Source organism: Kitasatospora purpeofusca (genome assembly GCF_000718025.1).
Taxonomy (GTDB): Bacteria; Actinomycetota; Actinomycetes; order Streptomycetales; family Streptomycetaceae; genus Kitasatospora; species Kitasatospora purpeofusca.
Map to the genome: position 1 here is coordinate 429,654 of NZ_JODS01000001.1, position 22,067 is coordinate 451,720.

At 74.5% G+C, this 22,067-nt stretch carries 17 protein-coding genes; 6 read left to right on the forward strand and 11 right to left on the reverse strand.

The annotated features are described in order from the left end of the window. Positions 1-66: 66 nt before the first annotated feature. From murD to rsmH, 7 genes are read right to left on the reverse strand one after another with little or no spacing between them, the layout of a single operon-like run. The gene (murD, locus tag IF01_RS0102005) at positions 67-1,533 is read right to left on the reverse strand and encodes a UDP-N-acetylmuramoyl-L-alanine--D-glutamate ligase (RefSeq protein WP_051754819.1); all 1,467 of its coding nucleotides are present in this window, start codon (positions 1,531-1,533) and stop codon (positions 67-69) included. After that, complete coding sequence (mraY, locus tag IF01_RS0102010; protein WP_030391452.1) at positions 1,530-2,591, reverse strand: phospho-N-acetylmuramoyl-pentapeptide-transferase; 1,062 nt, start codon at positions 2,589-2,591, stop codon at positions 1,530-1,532. Before mraY ends, murD begins: the two co-directional genes overlap by 4 nt. After that, entirely contained in the window at positions 2,591-3,991 is a 1,401-nt protein-coding gene (locus IF01_RS0102015; RefSeq protein ID WP_030391453.1) for a UDP-N-acetylmuramoyl-tripeptide--D-alanyl-D-alanine ligase, read from the reverse strand. Before IF01_RS0102015 ends, mraY begins: the two co-directional genes overlap by 1 nt. Next, a complete protein-coding gene (locus tag IF01_RS0102020; RefSeq protein ID WP_078879579.1) occupies positions 3,988-5,649 on the reverse strand; it encodes a UDP-N-acetylmuramoyl-L-alanyl-D-glutamate--2,6-diaminopimelate ligase in 1,662 nt (553 codons plus the stop codon). Before IF01_RS0102020 ends, IF01_RS0102015 begins: the two co-directional genes overlap by 4 nt. A 6-nt stretch (positions 5,650-5,655) precedes the next feature. Then, positions 5,656-8,022 carry a peptidoglycan D,D-transpeptidase FtsI family protein gene (locus tag IF01_RS0102025; protein ID WP_078879580.1) on the reverse strand — a complete coding sequence of 789 codons (2,367 nt, stop codon included), beginning with the start codon at positions 8,020-8,022 and terminating at the stop codon, positions 5,656-5,658. Then, positions 8,019-8,645, reverse strand: a complete 627-nt coding sequence (ftsL, locus tag IF01_RS0102030) for a cell division protein FtsL (protein WP_208624267.1) — start codon at positions 8,643-8,645, stop codon at positions 8,019-8,021. The genes IF01_RS0102025 and ftsL overlap by 4 nt, the downstream gene beginning before the upstream one ends. 45 nt (positions 8,646-8,690) lie before the next feature. Beyond that, positions 8,691-9,665, reverse strand: coding sequence for a 16S rRNA (cytosine(1402)-N(4))-methyltransferase RsmH (gene rsmH, locus IF01_RS0102035; RefSeq protein ID WP_030391457.1), 975 nt, complete (start codon positions 9,663-9,665; stop codon positions 8,691-8,693). Positions 9,666-10,171: 506 nt separating this feature from the next. Here rsmH and IF01_RS0102040 point away from each other — a divergent pair. From IF01_RS0102040 to IF01_RS0102055, 4 genes are all read left to right on the forward strand, one after another. Further along, entirely contained in the window at positions 10,172-10,714 is a 543-nt protein-coding gene (locus tag IF01_RS0102040; protein WP_030391458.1) for a beta-class carbonic anhydrase, read from the forward strand. Positions 10,715-11,101: 387 nt separating this feature from the next. Further along, positions 11,102-12,067 carry an AAA family ATPase gene (locus tag IF01_RS0102045; RefSeq protein ID WP_037778790.1) on the forward strand — a complete coding sequence of 322 codons (966 nt, stop codon included), beginning with the start codon at positions 11,102-11,104 and terminating at the stop codon, positions 12,065-12,067. Between the two features lies 1 nt (position 12,068). Next, positions 12,069-13,391 carry a DUF58 domain-containing protein gene (locus IF01_RS0102050; protein WP_037778622.1) on the forward strand — a complete coding sequence of 441 codons (1,323 nt, stop codon included), beginning with the start codon at positions 12,069-12,071 and terminating at the stop codon, positions 13,389-13,391. After that, positions 13,388-15,832 (forward strand): transglutaminase TgpA family protein, encoded by a 2,445-nt coding sequence (locus IF01_RS0102055; RefSeq protein WP_030391461.1) that lies wholly within the window; start codon positions 13,388-13,390, stop codon positions 15,830-15,832. Before IF01_RS0102050 ends, IF01_RS0102055 begins: the two co-directional genes overlap by 4 nt. 88 nt (positions 15,833-15,920) lie before the next feature. Here the strand turns inward: IF01_RS0102055 and IF01_RS0102060 are convergent, their stop codons facing one another. From IF01_RS0102060 to IF01_RS0102075, 3 genes are all read right to left on the reverse strand, one after another. Beyond that, entirely contained in the window at positions 15,921-16,313 is a 393-nt protein-coding gene (locus IF01_RS0102060) for an SCO2097 family morphological protein (RefSeq protein WP_030391462.1), read from the reverse strand. Between the two features lie 408 nt (positions 16,314-16,721). Continuing rightward, positions 16,722-17,474 carry a methyltransferase domain-containing protein gene (locus tag IF01_RS0102070; protein ID WP_030391463.1) on the reverse strand — a complete coding sequence of 251 codons (753 nt, stop codon included), beginning with the start codon at positions 17,472-17,474 and terminating at the stop codon, positions 16,722-16,724. A gap of 107 nt (positions 17,475-17,581) precedes the next feature. After that, a complete protein-coding gene (locus IF01_RS0102075; protein ID WP_051754820.1) occupies positions 17,582-18,175 on the reverse strand; it encodes an SAV_6107 family HEPN domain-containing protein in 594 nt (197 codons plus the stop codon). 600 nt (positions 18,176-18,775) lie between these two features. Here IF01_RS0102075 and IF01_RS0102080 point away from each other — a divergent pair. Further along, positions 18,776-19,411, forward strand: coding sequence for a DUF4126 domain-containing protein (locus tag IF01_RS0102080; RefSeq protein ID WP_030391465.1), 636 nt, complete (start codon positions 18,776-18,778; stop codon positions 19,409-19,411). A gap of 9 nt (positions 19,412-19,420) precedes the next feature. Beyond that, entirely contained in the window at positions 19,421-20,932 is a 1,512-nt protein-coding gene (locus IF01_RS0102085; RefSeq protein WP_030391466.1) for a phytoene desaturase family protein, read from the forward strand. A gap of 51 nt (positions 20,933-20,983) precedes the next feature. Here IF01_RS0102085 and IF01_RS0102090 read toward each other — a convergent pair whose 3' ends face one another. Beyond that, on the reverse strand, positions 20,984-21,988 hold the full coding sequence (locus tag IF01_RS0102090) for a hypothetical protein (RefSeq protein ID WP_030391467.1): 1,005 nt from the start codon (positions 21,986-21,988) through the stop codon (positions 20,984-20,986). Between the last annotated feature and the right edge of the window lie 79 nt (positions 21,989-22,067).

Consider the following 22,067-nt stretch of genomic DNA (forward strand, 5'->3'; position numbering starts at 1 on the left):
CCCTTGTTTCGTGCCTCGCCGGCCTCCGGCGGGCGCGGCGACGGCGGCCGGAGGCCGTCCGTCCCGCTACTGGTCCCCGTCCGCCAGCTCCCGGACGGACGCGGCGAAGAGGTCTCCGCGCTCGCCGTAGTTGGTGAACATGTCCATCGAGGCACAGGCCGGGGCCAACAGCACCGTGTCACCCGTTCGGGCGAGCGAAGCGGCCGCGCGGACCACCTCGGTCATCGCCACCGCGCCAGTCTGGCCCTCGGCCGCCTCGATCACCGGGACATCCGGCGCGTGTCGCGCCAGCGCCTCCCGGATCAGCGCGCGGTCCTCGCCGATCAGTACGGCGGCCCGCAGCCGGTCGGCCGCGCCCCGCACCAGGTCGTCGAACTCCGCGCCCTTGGCCAGGCCGCCGGCGATCCAGACCACCGGCCGGTACGCGGCCAGCGAGGCCGCGGCGGCGTGGGTGTTGGTCGCCTTGGAGTCGTCGATCCAGGTGACCCCGTCGACCACGGCGACCTCGGCGATCCGGTGCGCGTCCGGGCGGAAGGCCCGCAGGCCCTCGCGGACCGCCTTCGGCTCCACGCCGTAGGCGCGGGCCAGCGCGGCGGCGGCCAGCGCGTTGCTGATGTTGTGCGGGGCCGGCGGGCTGACGTCCTCGACCGAGCCGAGCTCGGCCGCGTTCTTGGCCCGGTCGGCCACGAACGCCCGGTCCACCAGCAGGCCGTCGACCACGCCGAGGTTCGACAGGGCGGGTGCGCCGAGGCCGAAGCCGACCGCCCGGCAGCCCTCCTCGACGTCGGCCTCGCGGACCAGCGCCTCGGTGGCCGGGTCGGCCAGGTTGTACACGCAGGCGACGGTGTTGCCCTGGTAGATCCGGCCCTTGTCGGCGGCGTACGCCTCCATCGAGCCGTGCCAGTCCAGGTGGTCGGGGGCCAGGTTGAGCACGGCCGCCGAGTGCGGGCGCAGCGAGGACGCCCAGTGCAGCTGGTAGCTGGAGAGCTCGACGGCGAGCACGTCGTAGGGCTCCTCGGCGAGCACCGCGTCCAGCACCGAGACGCCGACGTTGCCGACGGCGGCGGTGCGCCGGCCCGCGGCGGTCAGGATCGAGGCGAGCATCTGGACCGTGGTGGTCTTGCCGTTGGTGCCGGTGACCGCCAGCCAGGGGGCCGGTTCGCCGGTGGCGGGGTGCGGCCGGCGCAGCCGCCAGGCCAGCTCGACGTCGCCCCAGATCTCCAGGCCGGCCCGCTCGGCGGCCTCGAACAGCGGGCTGCTCGGCGGCCAGCCGGGCGAGGTGACGACCAGCCGGGTGCCCTCGGGCAGGGTGTCGCCGTCGCCGAGGCGGACGGTGACGCCGAGCGCCTCCAGTTCGGCGGCGCGGGCCCTCAGGCCCTCGCCGGAGCCGCCGTCGACGACCGTGACCAGGGCGCCGAGGCCGTGCAGGACCCGGGCGGCGCTGATGCCGGAGACGCCGAGCCCGGCGACGGTGACCGGCAGGCCGGTCCAGTCGGGCAGATCAGGCAGGTCGGGCAGGTCGGAGTCGGTCATCCGGTCACCCATCCCGCGTAGAAGAGGCCGAGGCCGACGGCCACGCACAGGCCCTGGATGATCCAGAACCGGACCACGACCAGGACCTCGCTCCAGCCCTTGAGTTCGAAGTGGTGCTGCAGCGGGGCCATCTTGAAGACGCGCTTGCCGGTCATCCGGAACGAGCCGACCTGGATGATCACCGAGAGGGTGATGATCACGAAGAGGCCGCCCAGCAGGACGAGCAGGATCTCGGTGCGCGAGCAGATCGCCAGACCGGCCAGCGCGCCGCCGAGGGCCAGCGAGCCGGTGTCGCCCATGAAGATCTTGGCGGGCGAGGTGTTCCACCAGAGGAAGCCGAAGCAGGAGCCCATCAGGGCGGCGGCGACCACCGCGAGGTCCAGCGGGTCGCGGACGTCGTAGCAGTTGGCGGTGGCCGAGGAGACGTAGGCGCAGCTCTGGCCGTACTCCCAGACGCCGATGAAGGTGTAGGCGCCGAAGGCCATCACCGAGGCACCGGTGGCCAGGCCGTCCAGACCGTCCGTCAGGTTGACGCCGTTGGAGGTCGCGGCGATCAGGAAGTACGCGAAGATGACGAACAGGACCGGGCCGACGGCCCACTCGAAGTCCCGGACGAAGGAGAGGTGCTCCGAGGCCGGGGTGCGGCCGGCGTTGTCGGGGAACTGCAGGGCCAGCACCGCGAACGCCAGGCCGACGATGGACTGGCCGGCCAGCTTGGCCTTGGCCCGCAGGCCCAGGGAGCGGCGCTTGACGACCTTGATGTAGTCGTCGAGGAAGCCGACCAGGCCCAGACCGGTCGTCAGGAACAGCACCAGCAGGCCGGAGGCGGTCGGGCTCTCGCGCGTTATCGCCTTGGTGGCGAAGTAGGCGATCAGGGTCGCCAGGATGAACGCGATGCCGCCCATGGTGGGCGTGCCCTTCTTGCTGTGGTGCGCCTTGGGGCCGTCGTCGCGGATGTACTGGCCGTAGCCCTGCCGGGCGAGCAGCTTGATCAGCGCGGGGGTACCGGCCAGCGACAGGATCAGACCGATCATGCCGGAGAAGAGGATCTGCTTCATTACTCGGCCGCACCGTCCGCGAGGAGGGCCTCGGCCACCTTCTCCAGCCCCACCGAACGGGACGCCTTCACCAGCACCACATCCCCCGGCCGCAGCTGACTGCGCAGCAGTTCGACCGCCGCGTCCGCGTCGGACACCAGCACCGACTCCTCACCCCACGAACCTTCGTTCCTCGCGCCCAGTTCCATGCAGGCCGCCTCGCGTCCGCCGACCGCCACCAGCTTGGTGACGTCGAGCCGGACCGCGAGCCGCCCGATGGCGTCGTGCTCGGCCAGGCTGTCCTCGCCGAGCTCCCGCATCTCGCCGAGCACCGCCCAGGTGCGGCGGCGCTCCGGGCCGCGCCCACCCATCGAGATCAGCGCCCGCAGCGCGGCCCGCATCGAGTCGGGGTTCGCGTTGTAGGCGTCGTTGACGACGGTGACACCATCGGCCCGGTCGACGACCTCCATGCGCCAGCGGGACAGCGCACCCGCCTCGCTCAGTGCTTCGGCGGTGTCGTCGACGGTCATCCCGAGCTCCGTCGCCACCGCTGCGGCGGCGAGGGCGTTCGAGACGTGGTGCTCACCGTACAGGCGCAGCTGCACGGGTGCGGAACCGGCCGGGGTGCTCAGCGTGAACGATGGACGTCCGGTGGAGTCGAGGCGAACATCCTGTGCCCGGACGTCGGCCTCGGCGGACTCGCCGAAGTACACCACCCGGGCCTTCGTCCGGGAGGCCATCGCGCGCACCAGGCGGTCGTCCGCGTTGAGGATCGCGACGCCGTCGGCGGGCAGGGCCTCGACCAGCTCGCCCTTGGCCTCGGCGATCGCCTCCTGGGAGCCGAACTCGCCGACGTGGGCGGTGCCGACGTTGAGCACCAGGCCGATCCGGGGCGGGGTGATCGAGGTGAGGTACTCGATGTCGCCCTTGTGCCGGGCACCCATCTCCAGCACCAGGTGCCGGGTGGTGTCCTCGACCCGCAGGGCGGTCATCGGGTGGCCGATCTCGTTGTTGAGCGAGCCCGGCGGGTAGACGGTGTCGCCCAGGCGCTGGAGCAGCTGGGCGATGAGGTCCTTGGTGCTGGTCTTGCCGGCCGAGCCGGTCAGCGCGACCACTGCGGCGTCGGCGCGGCCGACGACGGCGCGGGCGAGCTTGCCGAGCGCGTCCACCACGCTGTCGACCAGGACGGTCGGGCCGCCGACCGGGCGGGAGGCCAGCACCGCGACGGCGCCGGCCGCGAGCGCCCGGTCCGCGTAGTCGTGGCCGTCCACGTTCTCGCCGGCGAAGGCCGCGAAGAGACCGCCGGGGCGGACCTTGCGGGAGTCGACCTCGACCGGGGCGGTCACCAGGGCGTCCGGGTCGGCGTCGGTCAGGGTTCCCCCGACTGCGGCGGCCACCTCGGCGAGGGTCAGTGCGATCACGGCTGGTCCACTCCTCGGGTGCCCTGGCTGCCCTGCGCGGCCGTGGTCCGCACGATGGACTCGCGCAGCACCTCCCGGTCGTCGAAGGGGCGGATCTCGTCTCGTACGTACTGGCCGAGCTCGTGGCCCTTGCCCGCCACCAGCACGGTGTCACCGGCCTGGGCCCGGGCGACCGCCAGCTCGATCGCCTCGGCGCGGTCCGGCACGACCAGCACGGCGCCGCGCTCGGCCTCGGGCACCGCGGCGGCGCCGTTCAGCATGCTGGCGAGGATCGCCAGCGGGTCCTCGCTGCGCGGGTTGTCGCTGGTCAGGACGGCGGTGTCGGCGAGCCGGGCGGCGATGCCGCCCATCGGGGCGCGCTTGTGCGGGTCGCGGTCGCCGCCGCAGCCGACCACCACGTGCAGCCGGCCCTTGGTGACCTCGCGCAGCGAGCCGAGGACGGCCTCCAGGGCGTCCGGCTTGTGGGCGTAGTCGACCACCGCGACGTACGGCTGTCCGGCGTCCACCCGCTCCAGCCGGCCGGGCACCCCGGGGACGGCGGCGACACCGGCCACGGCCGACTCCAGCGGGAGTCCGGCGGTGGCCAGCAGCACGATCGCGGCCAGCGCGTTGGCGACGTTGAAGGGGCCGGGCAGCGGGACGGCGGCGTCGGCCTCGACACCGCCGGGGCCGAGCACCCGGAAGGTCGAGCCGACCGGGCCGAGCTGGACGTCGACCGCGCGCCAGTCCGCCTCCGGGGCGCCGGTGGCGGAGAAGGTGGCGACCGGGATCTTCGCCTCGGCGGCGAGTCGGCGGCCGTAGGCGTCGTCCAGGTTGACCACGCCGGCGCGGGACTTGCCGGGCTGGAAGAGCCGGGCCTTCGCCTGGAAGTAGTCCTCCATGTCCGGGTGGAAGTCGAGGTGCTCGGGGGTCAGGTTGTTGAACAGCGCGACGTCGTAGACCACGCCGTCGGTGCGGCCGTAGACCAGGGCGTGGCTGGAGACCTCCATGGTCACCGCGTCCGCGCCGCGCTCGCCCATCACGGCGAGGATCGCGTGCAGGTCGGTGGCCTCGGGGGTGGTGCGCTCGCTCTTGATCCGCTCGTCGCCGACCCGCATCTCCACGGTCCCGATCACCCCGGGGTGGCGCCCGGCGCCGCGCAGGCCGCCCTCGACCAGGTACGAGGTGGTGGTCTTGCCGTTGGTGCCGGTGAGTCCGATCATCAGCAGCCGCTCGGAGGGGCGGTCGTAGACGGCCGCGGCGAGCTCGCCCATCCGGGCCCGGGGCCGGTCGACGACCAGCAGCGGCAGACCGGTGCCGGCCGCCAGCTCGGCGCCCGCCGGGTCGGTGAGCACCGCGACGGCGCCGGCTCCGGCGGCCTGTCCGGCGAAGGCCGCGCCGTGGTGGTTGGCCCCCGGGAACGCCACGTAGAGGTCGCCGGGGCGGACCTCGCGGGCGTTGTGGGTGACGCCGGTGACCTCGGGCCCCTCGACGGGGTCCAGGCCCAGCAGACGGGCGACCTCGGCGAGCGTCCGGGCGCCGGTCCGCGTGGGGCGGGGCGGGCTCACGGTGTTTTGATCGGGTTTCGGCACGGCGGAGAGGCTATCCGCCGAAGGGTGTCCAGGGCCAAACCGGCCCTTTTGCACACCGGCGGCCGCACCCGCCAGGTCGTTGTCCATGGTCGATCACGGCTTCCACTCGACGGGCAGGTTGGGCGCCTCGCTCCCGCTCGGCGGGACCTGGAGGGTCTTGAGGGTGAACTCCATCACCTGCTTGAACACCGGGCCGCACAGCTGGCCGCCGAAGTGGCCGTTGACCGGGTCCTGGATCACGCAGGAGACGGTGACCCGGGGCTGGTCGGCGGGCGCGAAACCGATGAAGGAGGCGGTGTACCCGCGGTACCCGCCGTTCTTCGGGTCCACCCGGTTGGCGGTGCCGGTCTTGCCGGCGACCCGGTAACCCGGGATCGCGGCCTTGCCACCGGTGCCCTGCTCGTCGGAGACGACCGATTCCAGCATCTCGGTGAGGGTCTTCGCGGTCTGCTCGCTCACCACCCGGGACTGCGCGCCCGCCGGGGCCGGCGTGTACTTGCCGTCCGGCGCGGTGGTGCCCTGGACCACGCTGGGCGCCACCCGGACACCGCCGTTGGCGATGGTGGAGAACACCGAGGTGGCCTGGAGCGCGTTGACCGACAGGCCCTGGCCGAACGGGATGGTGTACTGCTTGGACGCCTTCCAGTCCTCCGGCTTGTCGAGCAGTCCGGCGGTCTCGCCGGGGAAGGCCAGACCGGTCTGCTGGCCGATGCCGAACTTCCGCAGGTAGTCGTAGAGGACCCGGTTGGCCTCGGGCTGGGTGGCGCCGAGGGTCTGGGCGGCCTCGATGGTGCCGATGTTGGAGGACTTGGCGAGCACGCCGGCCAGGGTCAGGTACCAGGTGTCGTGCTCGACGTCGTCCTTGAACGCCACGTCGCCGCGCACCAGCGGGTACGGCACGGTGACCTTGGTGTCCCAGGTGGCCTTGCCGGTGTCCAGGACGGCCGCCATGGTCATCAGCTTGGCGGTGGAGCCGGGCTCGTAGGCGTCCTGCAGGGCGGCGTTGCCGAGCTGCGAGTTCTTGGCCGTGCTCAGGTCGTTCGGGTTGAAGCCGGGCGAGGTCGCCATCGCCAGGACCTGGCCGTTCTTGACGTCCTGGACGATCACATAGCCCTTCTCCGCCCCGGCGTTGGCGACCTGGTCGGTGATGGCGCGCTGGGCCGCCCACTGGATGTCCCGGTTGACGGTCAGCCGCAGGTCGGTGCCGGGCACGGCGGGCTCCAGCGAGCCGCCCGCGGTCGGCACCAGCCGGCCGCCGGCCTGGGCGTAGCTGCTGTGGCCCTCCTTGCCGGCCAGCTGGTTCTGGAACTGCTGCTCCAGCCCGCCCGCGCCCTCGCCCTCGGCGTTGACGAAGCCCACCAGGTTCGCGGCCAGCCCGTCGGAGGGGTAGACCCGCTTCTGGGTGTCCCGGTTGAAGACGCCGGCCAGCGGATTGACGCACTCGTTGTCGACCCGGGTCCGGCCGCCCTCGTCGACGGGCTTGTTCAGCAGCCGCTTCTGGGCCTGGCAGGCACGCGAGCCGGCCTGCTTCTCCAGGCTGGACTTGAGATCGGTGATCTGGTTCTTGACGTCCGGGGTCTGCTGGGCGGCGAGCCGCTTGTAGCGGGTCTTCGGCGTGCGCAGATCGGCGGCGATCTTCTCCTTGGGCACGCCGAGGATCGGCGCCAGCAGGGCGGCGGCCTGCTCGGGGGCGTCGGGCAGGCCGGTCGCCCCGGGGGTGAACATCGCCGGGTCGGCGGTGATGTCGTAGGCGTCCACGGTGGTGGCCAGCGCGACGCCGTCGGAGGACGTTATCGAGCCGCGCTCGGCGGTGATCGGGATGTTCAGGTAGCGGTTGGTGTTGGCGTCGGAGGCCAGCGCGTCCGAGTCCAGCAGCTGGAGCTGGACCAGCCGCCCGGCGAAGACCGAGAACACCACCGACAGCACGACGGTGATCACCCGCAGCCGGCGGCGCGGATCGGCCAGCCGGATCCCCCGGGAGGCCGGACGGCGCTGCGGGGGGCGGCGTCGCGGCGGCGCACCGGCCGCCGGGCGCCCCTCGGCGCGGCGCTGCTGCGGGGGGCGCACCCCGCGCACGGCGGGACGGACCGTCGCGGCCGACGGCTGCCCGCTGCGCGCGGGGCGGCCCTCGGCGGACTGCGGACGGGGCCGGCGGCCCCCGGCGGGCTGGTCCTTCGGGGACTGCCCGCGCGCGCCCTGGCCCTTGGCGGCCGACGGTTTCGGCGGCTGCGACCTGGCGGCGGCCGGCCTGGGCGCCTGCGGCTTGGGGGGCTGCGACTTGGACGGCTGGGGCTTCGCGGGCTGCGCTCCGGGGGGCTGCGGCTTGGGGCTGCGGGCCCGCCCGGCGGCCGGCGGCTTGCCGCCGGACTGTCCGCGCGGGACGCCCGGGCGCGGCGCGGCGCCCTTGATCGTCCGGCGCCCGCCGGCGCCGCCGCCGGAGGGCTGACGGGGCGTGCTCATCGGGCGCCACCCCCGCCCGCGGCCGGGGCCGTCCTGGCCGGACCGGGGTTGACCTGCACGGTGACGTCGCCGCCGGCGCCCGGCACGGCCGACGGGGCCGCGGTGGCGGCCGGCGCCGCCGGGGAGGGCTGGACACTCGGCTGGGCACTCGGCTGGACGGCCGGCTGGGGCGTCGACTGGCCCGGCGCGGGCTGCTTTCCGGGCCACGGTTCCACGGTGGACCGTTTCACCGGCGGACTGTCCTGGGCCGGCTTCGGCGTGCCGACCACCGCGCCGCCGTTCGGCAGGTCGAGGAAGGCCATCCCGCCGGCCGGCACCATGCCCAGCTCCACGGCCCGGCGCGACAGCGCGTCCGGCGCGGAGTTCTGGTCGATCTGGTGCTGGAGCCCCTGCTGCTCGTCGGTCAGCACGGTGGTCTGCCGGTTCAGCCGCGACAGCTCGAAGGAGCCCTCGTTGAGCGCGGTGTTCAGGGCGAGCAGCCCGAGCAGCCCCGCCCCGAGCAGCAGCACCACCAGCACCGCGAACGGCGTCCGCCCCCGTACCGACCGGCCCGGGCGCACGGTGATCCGCGCCCTGCCGCCCTGCCCGGGGAGCACCCGGCTCCCCGCCCCGCCTCCGGCCACCGGCCCCACCGTCTTCCTCCGCCCTTCGGACCGCCCCGGTTCCGGTCAGCCCCGGGTGCTTCGGTCCCTGATCCTCTCCGCCACCCGCAGCCGCACGGGTGCGGCACGCCGGTTCTCCTCGATCTCCTCCTCGGTGGCCTGCTCGGCACCGCGGGTGATGAGCTTCAGCCAGGGCTGGTGCTCCTCGGGGACGAACGGGAGCCCCGGCGGCGCGGTGCTGGTCGCGCCCGCCGCGAGGTACTGCTTGACCAGGCGGTCCTCCAGCGACTGGTAGGACATCACCACGATCCGTCCGCCGAGCGCCAGCACGTCCAGCGCCCCGGGGATCGCCCGGTCCAGGACCTCCAGCTCGCCGTTGACCTCGATCCGCAGCGCCTGGAAGGTCCGCTTGGCCGGGTTGCCGCCGGTGCGGCGGGTGGCGGCCGGGATGGCGTTGCGCACCAGATCGACCAGACGCGCGCTGTTGGTGAACGGTTCCTTCTCGCGCTCGCGGAGGATGACCGAGGCGATCTTCCCGGCGAACCGCTCCTCGCCGTAGACCTTGAGGATCCGGGCCAGCTGGCCGTGGCTGTAGGTGTTGAGCACCTCGGCCGCGCTGATCCCCCGGGTCTGGTCCATCCGCATGTCCAGCGGCGCGTCCTGCGCGTACGCGAAGCCGCGGTCGGCCTCGTCGAGCTGCATGGAGGAGACGCCGAGGTCGAAGAGGATGCCGTCGACCCTGGGGATGTCCAGGCGCTCCAGCACCTCGGGGATCTCGTCGTAGACCGCGTGCACCAGGGTGGCCCGGTCGCCGAAGGGGGCCAGCCGCTCGCCGGAGAGCTTGAGCGCGGCGGTGTCGCGGTCCACCGCGACCAGCCGGACGTCCGGGAACTGGGTGAGCAGTGCCTCGCTGTGGCCGCCGAGGCCGAGGGTGGCGTCCACCACCACCGCTCCGGGCCGGGAGATCGCCGGGGCCAGGGCGTCCATGCACCGCTGCAGCATCACCGGGACGTGCTTGGGACCCGGATCGTTGGTGCTCATGCGCTGTGGCGCCCTTCCTCGGTGCGAAAGCCGCCCGACGTCCGGGGAGCCCCGCCCATTCTGTCCCACCGGGAGGTGGAGCCGTCGCACGGGCCGGGCCGCGCGGCCCGTGGTCCCCGCCCGCTCCTGGGGAAGGCCGTGCCCGCCCGGCGCCGGGGAAGGTGCGCCAGGTGGTACGGGGAGCGGGTGGAGGCCGCGGGCCGCGTCGGTCGCGCACGGCCGGAAAGGCCCGGTTGACGGGCCTCGGCGGGTGTGCTCCACTGCGCCGCAACTCTATCGCGCGCGCCCCTCCAGTCAATGGTCCGCTCCGGCGCACCACCCGGGCGGCGGTACGGATCACCGCAGGTCGCGAGGGTGCTCGTGGCACATGCCAGCCGCCCGGGCGCGACCGGACGGACGGCGCGCACCCCGGCGGACGGCGTTGTGGACATGCCCTCGGTCACAGGCACCCGCTCTGTAGCAATCAGCCCCACCACGACCGGGTAAATCGCACTAACGTCTTCACCATGACAGTGACCCCCGACCGGCCCACGCCGACCGCCGCTGCCGATTCCGCCACCCCGACCATCATCGACCGCTTCGTCGCCTCCAACCGCGACTACGCGGTGACCTTCCGGGACGGCGGCATGGACGCCCGCCCGGTGCAGAAGATCGCCGTGGTGGCCTGCATGGACGCCCGCCTCGACCTGTTCGCCGCCCTCGGCCTCGAACTCGGCGACGCCCACGTCATCCGCAACGCGGGCGGCGTGGTCACGGACGACACCATCCGCTCCCTCACCATCAGTCAGCGCGCCCTCGGCACCCGCTCGGTCGCGCTGATCCACCACACCGGCTGCGGCCTGCTCGGCCTCACCGAGGACTTCCGGCGCGAACTGGAGCTGGAGGTCGGCCAGCGCCCGCAGTGGGCGGTCGAGTCCTTCGTGGACCTCGACGGCGACGTCCGGCAGTCCATGCAGCGGGTCCGCACCTCCCCGTTCCTGCTGCACACCGACGACGTGCGCGGCTTCGTGTTCGACGTCCACACCGGTCTGCTGCGCGAGATCGACTGACCCCCGCCCGTCCGACCGGCCCGGCCGACGGCGTCCGGGCCGCCGGACACCCCCCGGCCCGGCACCCGGGGGACGCGCGGGCAGCCCTCCCGGAGGCGGGCGCACAGGAACAGGGTGACTTCCTCCGCCCCGCAGGGGAGAATGCGCCTGCCGGTCTGACCCCGAACCACCTGGGGAGGCCTGCCGCAGGCCGTACCCCGGCACCGGCTCCCCGACACGGAACCGCGACCGGAGGGGCCGCGTCCAGCATGGGGTGGGGGCCGGGCTCGGACGGAGCCGGTCATTGGTGTGCCAGGGAGCGTACGGGTGACGAGCTACAGCGATCAGGCCGATCTCAACGGTCGTGCGGGAGGCGACCGGGAGGCGGCGGAGCACCGCCCCGTCGGTCTGCCGGAACTCGCCGCCGTCGTCGACCGGATCCGCGCCAACATCGAGAGCGTGATCGAGGGCAAGCCGGAGGCCGTCCGGATCGCCCTGACCGTCCTGCTCGCCGAGGGCCACCTGCTGCTGGAGGACGTGCCCGGCGTCGGCAAGACCATGCTGGCCAAGGCACTCGCCCGCTCGGTCGACTGCACCGTGCGACGGATCCAGTTCACCCCGGACCTGCTGCCCTCGGACGTCACCGGCACCAACATCTTCGACCAGCAGCAGCGGGACTTCGAGTTCCGCCCCGGCGCGATCTTCGCCCAGATCGTGGTCGGCGACGAGATCAACCGCGCCTCGCCGAAGACCCAGTCCGCGCTGCTGGAGTCGATGGAGGAGCGCCAGGTCACCATCGACGGCACCAGCTACCAGCTGCCCTCGCCGTTCATGGTGGTCGCCACCCAGAACCCGGTGGAGATGGAGGGCACATACCCCCTCCCGGAGGCCCAGCGGGACCGCTTCATGGCCCGGATCTCGATGGGCTACCCCAGCGCCGAGGCCGAGTTCGCGATGCTCGACGTGCACGCCGGCGCCAGCCCGCTGGACGACCTCCAGCCGGTCGCCCACGCCGCCGACATCCTCAAGCTGATCGACCTCGTCCGCACCGTGCACGTCGCCGACCCGGTCCGCCGCTACGCCGTCGACCTGGTCGCCGCCACCCGCACCAGCCACGAGCTGCGCCTCGGCGCCTCCCCCCGGGCCACCCTGCACCTGGTCCGGGCCGCCCGCGCCGCCGCCGCCCTGGACGGCCGCGACTACGTCACCCCGGACGACATCCAGCGCCTCGCCGTGCCGGTGCTCGCCCACCGGCTGATGCCGACCGCCGAGACCCAGCTCAGCCGCCGCACCTCCGAGCAGATCGTCACCGACCTGGTCGCCCGTCTGCCGCTGCCGCGCCCGCAGGGCGGCCCGGCCGTCCGGAGGGGCTGAGGTGGGCCCGTCCGACGAACCGTCGGGCCTGCGCGCCGGCCTGCGCGGCCTCACCACCCGGGGGCGCTCCTTCCTCGCCGCCGGACTGACCGCGGTGGTCTGCTCCTACCTGCTCGGCCAGGACGCGCTGCTGCGCGTGGGGGTCCTGCTCGCCGCGCTGCCGCTGGCCGCCGCGCTGCTGCTGGCCAACACCCGCTACCGGGTCGCCAGCGGACGCCGGCTCAGCCCGCACCGCTCGGTGGCCGGCCAGGAGGCCCGGGTGCACCTGCGGGTGGACAACGTCTCCCGGGTGCCCACCGGCCTGCTGCTGCTGGAGGACAAGGTCCCGTACGTGCTCGGGCCCCGGCCCCGGTTCGTGCTGGACCGGGTCGAACCGCGCGGCCACCGCGAGGTCTCCTACCGGGTCCGCTCCGACCTGCGCGGCCGCTACCCGCTCGGCCCGCTCCAACTGCGGCTCTCCGACCCGTTCGGGATGTGCGAGCTGAACCGTTCCTTCGCCGCCTCCGACGTGCTCACCGTCGTCCCGCAGGTACTGCCGCTGCCGTTCGTGCGGCTCACCGGCGAGTGGGCCGGGCAGGGCGAGAGCCACACCCGCTCGCTCGCGCTGGCCGGCGACGACGACGTCATCCTGCGCGAGTACCGCTCCGGCGACGACCTGCGCCGGGTGCACTGGAAGTCCACCGCCCGCTACGGCGAGCTGATGGTCCGGCGCGAGGAGCAGCCCCGCAGGGCCCGCGCCACCGTCCTGCTGGACACCCGCGAGACCGGCCACCGGGGCAGCGGCCCCGCCTCCTCCTTCGAATGGGCGGTCGCCGCCGCCGCCTCGGTCTCCGTCCACCTGCTGGAGCGCGGCTACCAGACCCGCCTGCTCACCGACACCGGCCTCGCCGTCCCCGGGGTCCAGGCGGACAACGGCCACACCGCCGCCGACACCTCCGGGGTGATCCTGGACGCGCTCGCGGTGGTCGACCTCTCCGACGGCGCCGGGCTCTCCCGCGCCGAGGAGCCGCTGCGGGCCGGCGGCGAGGGCCTGCTGGTGGCCGTCCTCGGCGAGCTCGACGAGGAGCAGACCGCCCGGCTCGCCCGGCTGCGCGGCCGCACCGGCGGCGCCGTCGTCCTCCTGCTCGACACCGGCACCTGGGCGGGCCTGCGCCTGCTCTCCCCCGACACCGGCGGCGAGGAGTTCCGCGACCGGGCCCGCCGGCTGCGCGAGGCCGGCTGGACGGTGCTGACCGTCCGCGCGGGCGACTCCCTCCCCGACCTCTGGCGCGCCGCCGACCGGCCCGAGTCGTCCGCCCCCTACCGAGAAGAGGCCGGCGCGTGACCACCCGGGCCAAACTGACCGTGTACTCGGCGCTGGCCACCGCCCTGGCCGCGCTCTGCCTCACCCCGCTGCTGACCACCAAGGGCTGGATCACCCACGCCTTCCTGGTGGTCGCGGTCGTCGCGGCGGTCGGCGCCGGACTGCGGCGCACGCCGTTCTACCGGTGGACCGTCCCGGCCGGCCAGTTGCTGGCCCTGTTCCTGCTGCTGCTGATCGGCTTCGCCTCCTCGGCCGCGGTCTTCGGCGGCCTGGTGCCCGGCCCCGAGTCGGTCCGGCTGCTCGGCCGGATCCTCTCCCAGGGGCTCCACGACGTCCGTGACTACGCCATCCCCGCCCCGCCCAGCCCCGGGCTGCGGCTCATCCTGGTCGGCTCGGTCGGTCTGATCGCCGTCGTGGTGGACACCGTCGCGGTCACCTACCGGCGCTCGGCGCTGGCCGGGCTGCCGCTGCTCGCGCTCTACTCGATCGGCAACGGCCTGGCCGGGGACGACGGGAACTGGCTCTGGTTCGCCACCGCCGCCGCCGGCTACCTGGTACTGCTCTTCGCCGAGGGCCAGGACCGGGTCTCCCGCTGGGGCCGGATCTTCCGCGGCTCCGAGCGGGACGGCGAAGGGAGCGGCACGCTCGGCCGGAGCGGCCAGCAGGTCGGCGTCCTGGCGCTGGCGCTCGCCCTGCTGCTGCCGGTGTTCCTGCCGCGCTGGGACTCCGGCCTGGTGCACAGCGGCACCGGCACCGGTGCCAGCACCGGCGGTGCGGTCAGCAGCCTGGACCCGCTGATCACCCTGACCGGCGCGATCCCCAAGCCGCGCAACATCGAACTGTTCAGCTACAAGTCCGACAGCCCGGCCGCCGACTCCACCTATCTGCGCACCGGTTCGCTGGACGCCTTCGACGGCGTCGGCTGGAAGCGCAGCTCGGGCGCCACGGTGCCGTTCGCCGGCACCTTCCCCGCCCCCGAGGGGCTGCGCAGCGCCGACCTGGCCGAGCAGCTGAAGGCCGAGGTCCGGATCGGCTCCCAGCTGGAGGACGCCTGGCTGCCGATGCCCTACCCGGCGGTCGGCGTCACCCTCCACGACAACTCCGCCTGGCAGCTCGACCCGGTCACCTCCAGCCTCCTGCCGGCCAGGGAGAAGGCGATCAAGGGCCTCAACTACACCGTCAACGCCCTGGACGTCCGGCCGACCGCGACCGTCCTGCGCACCGTGCCGACCCCGCCCGAGCGGATCCGCGACCAGTACCTCGTGGTGCCGCGCGACCTGCCGCCGGTGGTCCGGGACACCGCCCTGCGGGTCACCGGGAAGGCGAAGACCGGGTACGACAAGGCGGTCGCCCTGCGCGACTGGTTCACCGGCCCCGAGTTCACCTACGACGCCACCACCAGGACCGACAGCGGCAGCGACGCGATGAAGGACTTCCTGGAGCGCCGCCGCGGCTTCTGCGTCCACTTCGCGTCCACCATGGCCGTGATGGCCCGCATCCTGGGCGTCCCGGCCCGGGTCGCGCTCGGCTTCACCCCCGGCAACACCAAGGGCAGCAACGTCTACTCGGTGACCGACGCGATGTACCACGCCTGGCCCGAGCTGTACTTCGAGGGCTACGGCTGGCTGCGCTTCGAGCCCACCCCGACCCGCGGCGTCCAGCCCGACTACTCGGACCCGGTCTCCTCCCCGGCCACCCAGCCGACCACCCAGCCGACCGTCGAGCCGCAGGCCAGCGCGCCGGTCCAGCTGCCGTCCGCCAACCCGGACTGCGACGCGAAGCTGCGCCGGACCGGGGACTGCGGTGAGCGGCCCGAGAGCGCCGGGGCCGCCGGCGAGGAGTCCTGGCTGCTCTCCGGGAAGGTCCTGACCGGCCTGGCCGCGGTCGCGCTGGTGCTGCTCCTGCTGCTCACCCCGATGGTCTGGCGGGCCCGGCTGCGCCGGCGCCGGCTGGGCGGGAGCGGGCGGCGGCGCCCCGGCGGGCCGGGAGCGGTCCCGCTCACCGACGCGCAGGTGCTGGCCGCCTGGGACGAACTGATCGACTCCGCCTGGGACCTCGGCATCCCGCCGGACGACTCGCGCACCCCGCGCGCCGCCGCCCGCCGGATCGCCGAGGCCGCCGAGCTGGACGAAGGCGCGACGGCGGCCGCCGGCCGGGTGGCACTGGCCACCGAACGGGTGCTCTACGCCCGTTCCGCGGAGGTCGGGGACCCGCTCGCGGCCGACGTCAGGACCGCCAGGGAAGGCCTGCGGGCGCACGCCGGACGGCGCGGCCGGATCCGGGCCCTGCTGCTGCCGGCCTCCTCCGCGCAGTTGCGGTGGCGGATCTCGGAAGCCCTGCTGACGGCCCGGCTCGCGGTCGGCGGCCTGCTCGCCCGGGTGGCCGGCGCGGTCACCGGGCCGGTCCGCCGGCTGACCGCCCGCCGCCCCGGCCGGGGCGGCCGCGGCGGCCCGGCGTCCTGACCCCGGACGCGGATACGAAGAGGGCGGGCAGTCGGTCGACTGCCCGCCCTCTTCGCGTCCGTACCGGCGGCGGTACGGACCTCAGGTCTCAGAATCCGCCACCGGTCTGCTCGTCGCGCCGGCGCTGCCAGCGCTGCTCGACCCGGTCCATCATCCCCGCCTTGCGGCGCGGCGCGGCGGCCGGACCGGCTTGCTGCGCCTGCCCGGCGGGACCGCGGCGCCAGCCCGTCACGGCGAAGACGGCGCACCCGAGCATCACCAGGAAGCCGACCACACTGACCCAGATCTGATTGGGTACGACCATGCCGCCCATCAACAGGCCGATACCGACCACGAAGCCGCCGACGGCGAGATAGACCCGTCGACGGGTGTAGGTGCGCAGACCGGTTCCCTCGAGCGCCGTAGCGAATTTGGGATCTTCGGCGTACAGCGCTCGCTCCATCTGGTCGAGCAGTCGCTGCTCGTGCTCCGAGAGCGGCACGGAGTCCTCCTACTCGTCGGTCGCGGGTGCGACCGGTCCGCCGCCCCGGTCGGGGTGGCAAGTCCAATCAGCCTTCAGAACACGCGGTCGGACGCCTGTGCGGGGGCCCGGGCCCGTGTCGTCCATATGCCCCGAGCATCCGGCGGTCATGCTTTCCGGCTTTACCCAGATCATACGGTCCACGGGCTCGCGACGGAGTGGTCGACCACGCGTGGGCCCGGCCACTTCGGCGGCTCCTCGCCGCACCACACTCAACGCGGCGGCGGCCGGACTAGTGCCCGATCCGATGGAATCGGTCCGGACCTGGGGAGATCCCGAGGAGAAGGCGGGGAAACGAGCGGGGGACGCGCCGTCGGTCCGTCGGCGAACGGTGGGAGTTCCGTCGGCGAACGACGGCGGTCCGCCCGGTCAGCCCAGGGTGGCCAGCAGGTGGAGCTGGGTCGCCACGGCGTGGAAGGCCGGCTGCCCGGCGGCGGCCTCCTCCAGCTTGAGCAGCGCCTCCATCGCGCCGGGCTCGGTGTCCACCAGGACGCCCGGGACGAGGTCGGCGAAGACCCGGACGCCGTGCACCGACTCGACCCGCAGGCCGGCCCCGACCGCCAGCCGGTCCAGCTCCTCACCGGTGAAGCGGCGCGGCATCGGGTCCTGCTCGCCCCAGCGGCCGTCGGCGGCGCCCAGCACCGCGCGGGCCTCGGCGAAGTGGCCGCCGAGCGCCCGGGCCAGCACCGCGCCGTTGCGGTTGGCGGCCAGCAGGCTGACGAAGCCGCCCCGGCGCAGGGTGCCGGCCAGGCTGCCGAGCGCCTCCGCCGGGTCGTCCACGACCTCCAGCACGCCGTGGCAGAGCACCGCGTCGACGGTGCCCGGCGGAACCAGCTCGGGGAGCGTCTGGGTGTCGCCCTGGACCGCGCGGACCAGATCGGTCACGCCGGCCTCGGCGGCCCGGCGCTCCAGGGCGAACAGCGCGTCCGGACTCGGGTCGACCACGGTGACGCGGTGGCCCAGCCGGGCCACCGGCACGGCGAAGTTGCCGGTGCCGCCACCGGTGTCGACCACGTCGAGGACCGGCTGGTCCAGCTCGGCCACCCGCTTCTCCAGGGCGGCCCGCACCACCTCCCACACCACGGCGGTACGCAGGGCGCTGCGGGGACGCGTCGGGTACAAGGCGAGGCTCCTTGGCACGTGCAGGGTCGATCAGGTTGTCCCCAACCTTAGACCGACCGCTCCCCCTCCCCTGTCCCCCGCCCCGCTCCGAGCGGCCCCGCCCCCGGTCAACCGGCCTCCCGGGTGTCGGCGTCCGCCCCGTCCTCCCCGCCCGCGCCGTCCAGCGGCAGCCGCGGGGCGGGCGGGGCGGCCCGCAGGCCGAGCAGGCGCTCGACCAGCCGGAGGAACAGGGCGGAGTTGCGGATCAGGTCGTCGGCGTCACGGGCCGAGGCGGCCCCCTTGATGCCCGCCTCGGCGGCCGCCCTGCGGCGCGCGCCCGCGGCGAAGTACGGCGCCCACTCGGCGAGCTCGGGCGCCACCTCGGGCAGGACCTCCCAGGCGCTGCGGATCGCCCGGCGGCGGCGTTCGCTCTTCTCCGGGCGGCCGCGCACGGCGAGCACCGCCGCCACCGTGCGCAGCGCCGCGAGGTGCGCGGCGGCGTACCGCTCCAGCGGGTCCGGCAGGGAGCGGGCGCGGTCGAGGGTGCGGTGGGCCTCGGCCAGCAGGTCGAGTGCGGCGGGCGGGGCGGCGAGGCGGCGCAGCACCGGGTCGGCCCCGGTGTCGGCGGCCGGACGGTGGGCGGAGGCGCGCGGCGCGGCCCCCGGTCGGTAGGCGGCGGAGTGGAGGCGGGCGGTGACGTGCTCAGGGTGACTGATGGTCATGGTCTCCCCCGTTCCGAGGCAGCGCGCGGACCGGGTGGTCCGTGCTCCTCCATCGTGAACCGCACCACTGACAATTCGGCCCGCTGTCAAATCGGCCCGCTGTCACATAGGCCCGGGGCGACTCGGCCTCCTGGCAGTGCGGTCCGGCGGCGACTCGCCCCGGGAGCGGTCCGGTCGCCCTCGCCGGTCGCCGAAGCGCCGTCCCCCACGGACGGCGCTTCGGAACTCCCGGTCCCCCCGGAGGTGCCGGTCCCCCCTGACCCGCTCCGCCGCCCCGTGCCGGCGGTGCGCGGTCTCCGACCGGCTCCGGGGCGGACACCCCCCTCGACACGCTTCCGCCGGTCCCCCGTGACCGCCGGACGCCGATCGTCCGCCCCTCGGGCCGCAGGCGCCCGACGCGCCGCCGTCCCGGTGCCACCACTGTGACGTCTTCGCAGGTCGCGGGGCATCCGTGCAGGTACTCAATCGCCGGTCTGAGTATCCGTACTCAGACCGGCGGGGGCGGGAACCGCGGGCCCCGGCGGCGGCGTCCCGGTACGGTACGGCGAGGCCGGACCGAACACCGGACCGGGTCGCGAGCAGGAAACGGACGGGGAACCGATGACGATCGTCCCGCTGATCTTCACCAGCGGACTGGCGAGCGGGATCAACGCGTACGCGGTGGTCCTGCTGCTCGGCCTGCTGGGCCGGTTCGGCGGGGCCGACTCGGTCCCGCCGGCCCTGGAGCGCACCGATGTGCTGATCGCGGCCGCCGTGCTCTTCCTGCTGGAGGCGGTGGCCGACAAGATCCCCTACGTGGACACCGTCTGGGACGCCGTCCACACCGTGATCCGCCCGATCGCCGGCGCCACCGTCGGCGCCCTGATCGCCGCCGCCACCACCGACCCGGGCTCGCTGGGCGAGGTCGCGGCGGGCGCGATGGGCGGCACCACGGCGCTGGTCAGCCATCTGGTGAAGGCCTCGCTGCGGATGGCGGTGAACACCTCGCCGGAGCCGGCCAGCAACATCGTGGTCTCGCTGGCCGAGGACATCTCGGTGGCCGGGCTGGTCACCCTGGCGATCTTCCACCCCTGGCTGGCCGCCTCGATCTCCGCCGTACTGCTGCTGGTCGGCATCCTGCTGGTGTGGTTCGCGATCAACCGGATCCGCGCCTTCCGCGCCCGCCGCCGCGAACGCCGCACCGCCCGCGCCGCCGCCGGACGCCCGGTGGCGGAGGAGGCTCCCTACCGGACCTAGGATCGAGCCATGGCACGGATCGTCATCATCGGCGCAGGTATGAGCGGACTCGCGGCGGCCTCGCGGCTGGCGACCCTCGGACACAAGGTGACGGTCTGCGAGGCACGGGACACCTACGGCGGCATGGTCGGCCGCTACGAGCGGGACGGCTTCGCCTTCGACACCGGCCCCGGCCTGCTCACCCTGCCCGCCGTCTACCGCGACCTCGCGCTGAAGACCGGGCGCGAGCCGCTGGAGGAGCTGGTGCGGCTGCGCCCGGTCGATCCGGAGAGCCGGCACCTCTTCCCCGACGGCACCGCGGTGTCCCTCCCCAACGCCTCCCGGGGCGGGGTGGTCCGGGCCCTGGACGAGGCCTTCGGCCCCGGCACCGGGGAGCGGTGGGCCGCCGTGCTCAACCACGGCCGCACGGTCTGGGAGGCCACCCGCCGCCCGCTGCTGGAGGAGCCGCTGCCGGCCGACCCCACGCCGCTGCACACCGACCCGTACCCGGTGCCGGGCGCGGCCCCGGCCCGGCGCGGCCTGTTCGGCCGGCGGCGCGCCCCGCGCCGGTGGACGCTCGCCGACGTCGCCGCGGAGGAGCTCGGCGGACACCCCGGGCTGACCGCCCTGCTGCACGAGCACGCGCTGCGGTTCGGCCTCGATCCGCGCACCGCCCCCGCCGGGGCCACCGTGCTGCCGTACATGGAGCAGTCCTTCGGCGTCTGGTACGTCGAGGGCGGCCTGCGCGCCCTGGCCGACGCCTTCTTCCGCCGCTGCGAGCAGCGCAAGGTGGAGTTCCGGTTCGGGACGCCGGTCGCCCGGGTGGTCGTCGAGGACGGCCGGGTGACCGGTGTGCAGACCAAGGGCGACCGGATCGACGCCGACCTGGTGGTCTCCTCGATCGACGCGCGAGTGCTGCACACCCAGTGGATGGGCCCGGCCGAGAGCTCGGACGACTGGCCCGAATCGGCCTCCCGGCTGCACTGCGTGCCCGGGCGGGTCGTGGTGCTGCTGGCGCTGCGCGGCGAACGCCCGGAAGGCACCCCGCACCGCACGGTCGTGCACTCCCCCGACCCGGCCACCGAGCTGGCGGGGCTGTTCGACACCGGAACGCCGATGGGCGACCGGCCGACCGTCCAGGTGCTGCGGCCGGACGACCCCTCGCTGCACCCGGCGGGGCACGAGGCCGTGGTGCTGACCGCGACCACTCCGTCGCTGGACCTCGACTGGGGCGTGCCCGGCGTCCCGGAGGCCTTCGCCGACCGGATGCTCGACCAGGTCGACGCGGCGGGTCTGGGGCTGCGCGAGCGGATGCTCTGGCGGGTGGTCCGCACGCCCGAGCACACCGAGCGCGAGACCGGCTCCTTCTTCGGCTCCGTCCCGCCGCCGGCCCTGGCGGGCCTCGACGGCGGCCTGCTCCAGGCTCCGAACGAGGACTACCCCGGCCTCTACCTCACCGGCGGCGCCGCCCACCCCGGCGGCGGGCTGGCCCGGGTCGGCATGTCCGCCTGCATCGTGGCCAACCTCATCGGCCCGGCCTGAGCCCCACCCGGGGCCCCGCCCGGCGCCCCGCCTGAGCCCCGCCGCCCGGGCTCAGCCCTGGTGCTGCTGCCAGGTGGGCTGCTGCTGGTAGCCGTACTGGTCGTACTGCGGCTGCTGCGGGATGCCGGTGGTGTGCTGCTGGTCGGGCTGCTGCTGGGCCTGCCACTGCTGCTGCTGTTGCTGCTGGTCGTAGCCGTACTGGCCGGTGTGCTGCGGGTCGTTCAGCGGATCGTGCTGCTGCTCGTGCGGCTGGGGCTGCTGGTAGGCCGCGTAGGGGTCCGGCTGCTGCTGGTAACCGCCGTACGGGTCCTGCTGCTGGTAGCCGCCGTAGCCCTGGTCGTAGCCGAACACCGGCTGCTGCTGGGCCTGCCACTGCTGCTGTTGCTGCTGGTCGTAGCCGTACTGGCCGGCCTGCTGCTGGAGCTGCTGCTGCGCCGGGTCGTAGCCGCCCTGGTAGGCCTCCGCGTAGGCGTCCTGCTGGGGCTGCTGGGACTGCTGCGACAGCGCCTGGGCGGTCTCGACCGCGTGGAGCACCTCGGTCTGCTGCTGCTCGTAGTAGGCGGCGGCGTAGACCCCGTCGGCGGCCAGCTCCTGCATCTCGAAGGCGGCGGTCTGCTCGACGGGCACCTCCTCCGGCAGCCGGGGCGCGCTGTCCGCGGCCGGCCGGGCCTCCTCGACGGCGCCGACCTCGCCGACCCGCTCCGCCGCGACCACGGTCGCGGCGGCGACCGCGCCGCCGCCGGTGAGCGCGCCGAGCAGCGGCACCTTGGCGAGCGGCCCGGGCAGGCTCCCGTCTGCGCGGCGCAGCGACCAGCCGGCCGCGTACCCGCGCTTCACCGAGAGCGTCACGAAGGTCTGGCCCACCGCGAACATCGCGGCGCCGCCGCCGATCACCGGGACCGAGCCCATCGCCATGCCGCCGGCCACCGCGAGGAAGCCGACCAGGGCGAGGCCGCGCCAGTGCAGCGGGGCACGGTTCTGGAACAGCAGCTCGGCCACCAGCCAGAGCGCGACCACCGCCAACGCGGCGTACAGCAGCAGGTACCCGATCCCCATCCCGCCCGCTACCTCCAGTCGCGTGCCCGCGCCCGCCGCGCGTGTGCCGCGACTGTACCCGTTCAACGGCCCGGGTACC

Bases quoted from the DNA above. Each gene is read 5' to 3' on its own strand.
- IF01_RS0102085 (WP_030391466.1), top strand. From the start codon at position 19,421: ATGGCACGGATCGTCATCATCGGCGCAGGTATGAGCGGACTCGCGGCG.
- rsmH (WP_030391457.1), bottom strand. From the start codon at position 9,665: ATGAGCACCAACGATCCGGGTCCCAAGCACGTCCCGGTGATGCTGCAG.
- IF01_RS0102090 (WP_030391467.1), bottom strand. From the start codon at position 21,988: ATGGGGATCGGGTACCTGCTGCTGTACGCCGCGTTGGCGGTGGTCGCG.
- IF01_RS0102075 (WP_051754820.1), bottom strand. From the start codon at position 18,175: ATGACCATCAGTCACCCTGAGCACGTCACCGCCCGCCTCCACTCCGCC.
- IF01_RS0102080 (WP_030391465.1), top strand. From the start codon at position 18,776: ATGACGATCGTCCCGCTGATCTTCACCAGCGGACTGGCGAGCGGGATC.
- IF01_RS0102025 (WP_078879580.1), bottom strand. From the start codon at position 8,022: ATGAGCACGCCCCGTCAGCCCTCCGGCGGCGGCGCCGGCGGGCGCCGG.
- mraY (WP_030391452.1), bottom strand. From the start codon at position 2,591: ATGAAGCAGATCCTCTTCTCCGGCATGATCGGTCTGATCCTGTCGCTG.
- IF01_RS0102020 (WP_078879579.1), bottom strand. From the start codon at position 5,649: ATGGACAACGACCTGGCGGGTGCGGCCGCCGGTGTGCAAAAGGGCCGG.
- IF01_RS0102040 (WP_030391458.1), top strand. From the start codon at position 10,172: ATGACAGTGACCCCCGACCGGCCCACGCCGACCGCCGCTGCCGATTCC.
- murD (WP_051754819.1), bottom strand. From the start codon at position 1,533: ATGACCGACTCCGACCTGCCCGACCTGCCTGATCTGCCCGACTGGACC.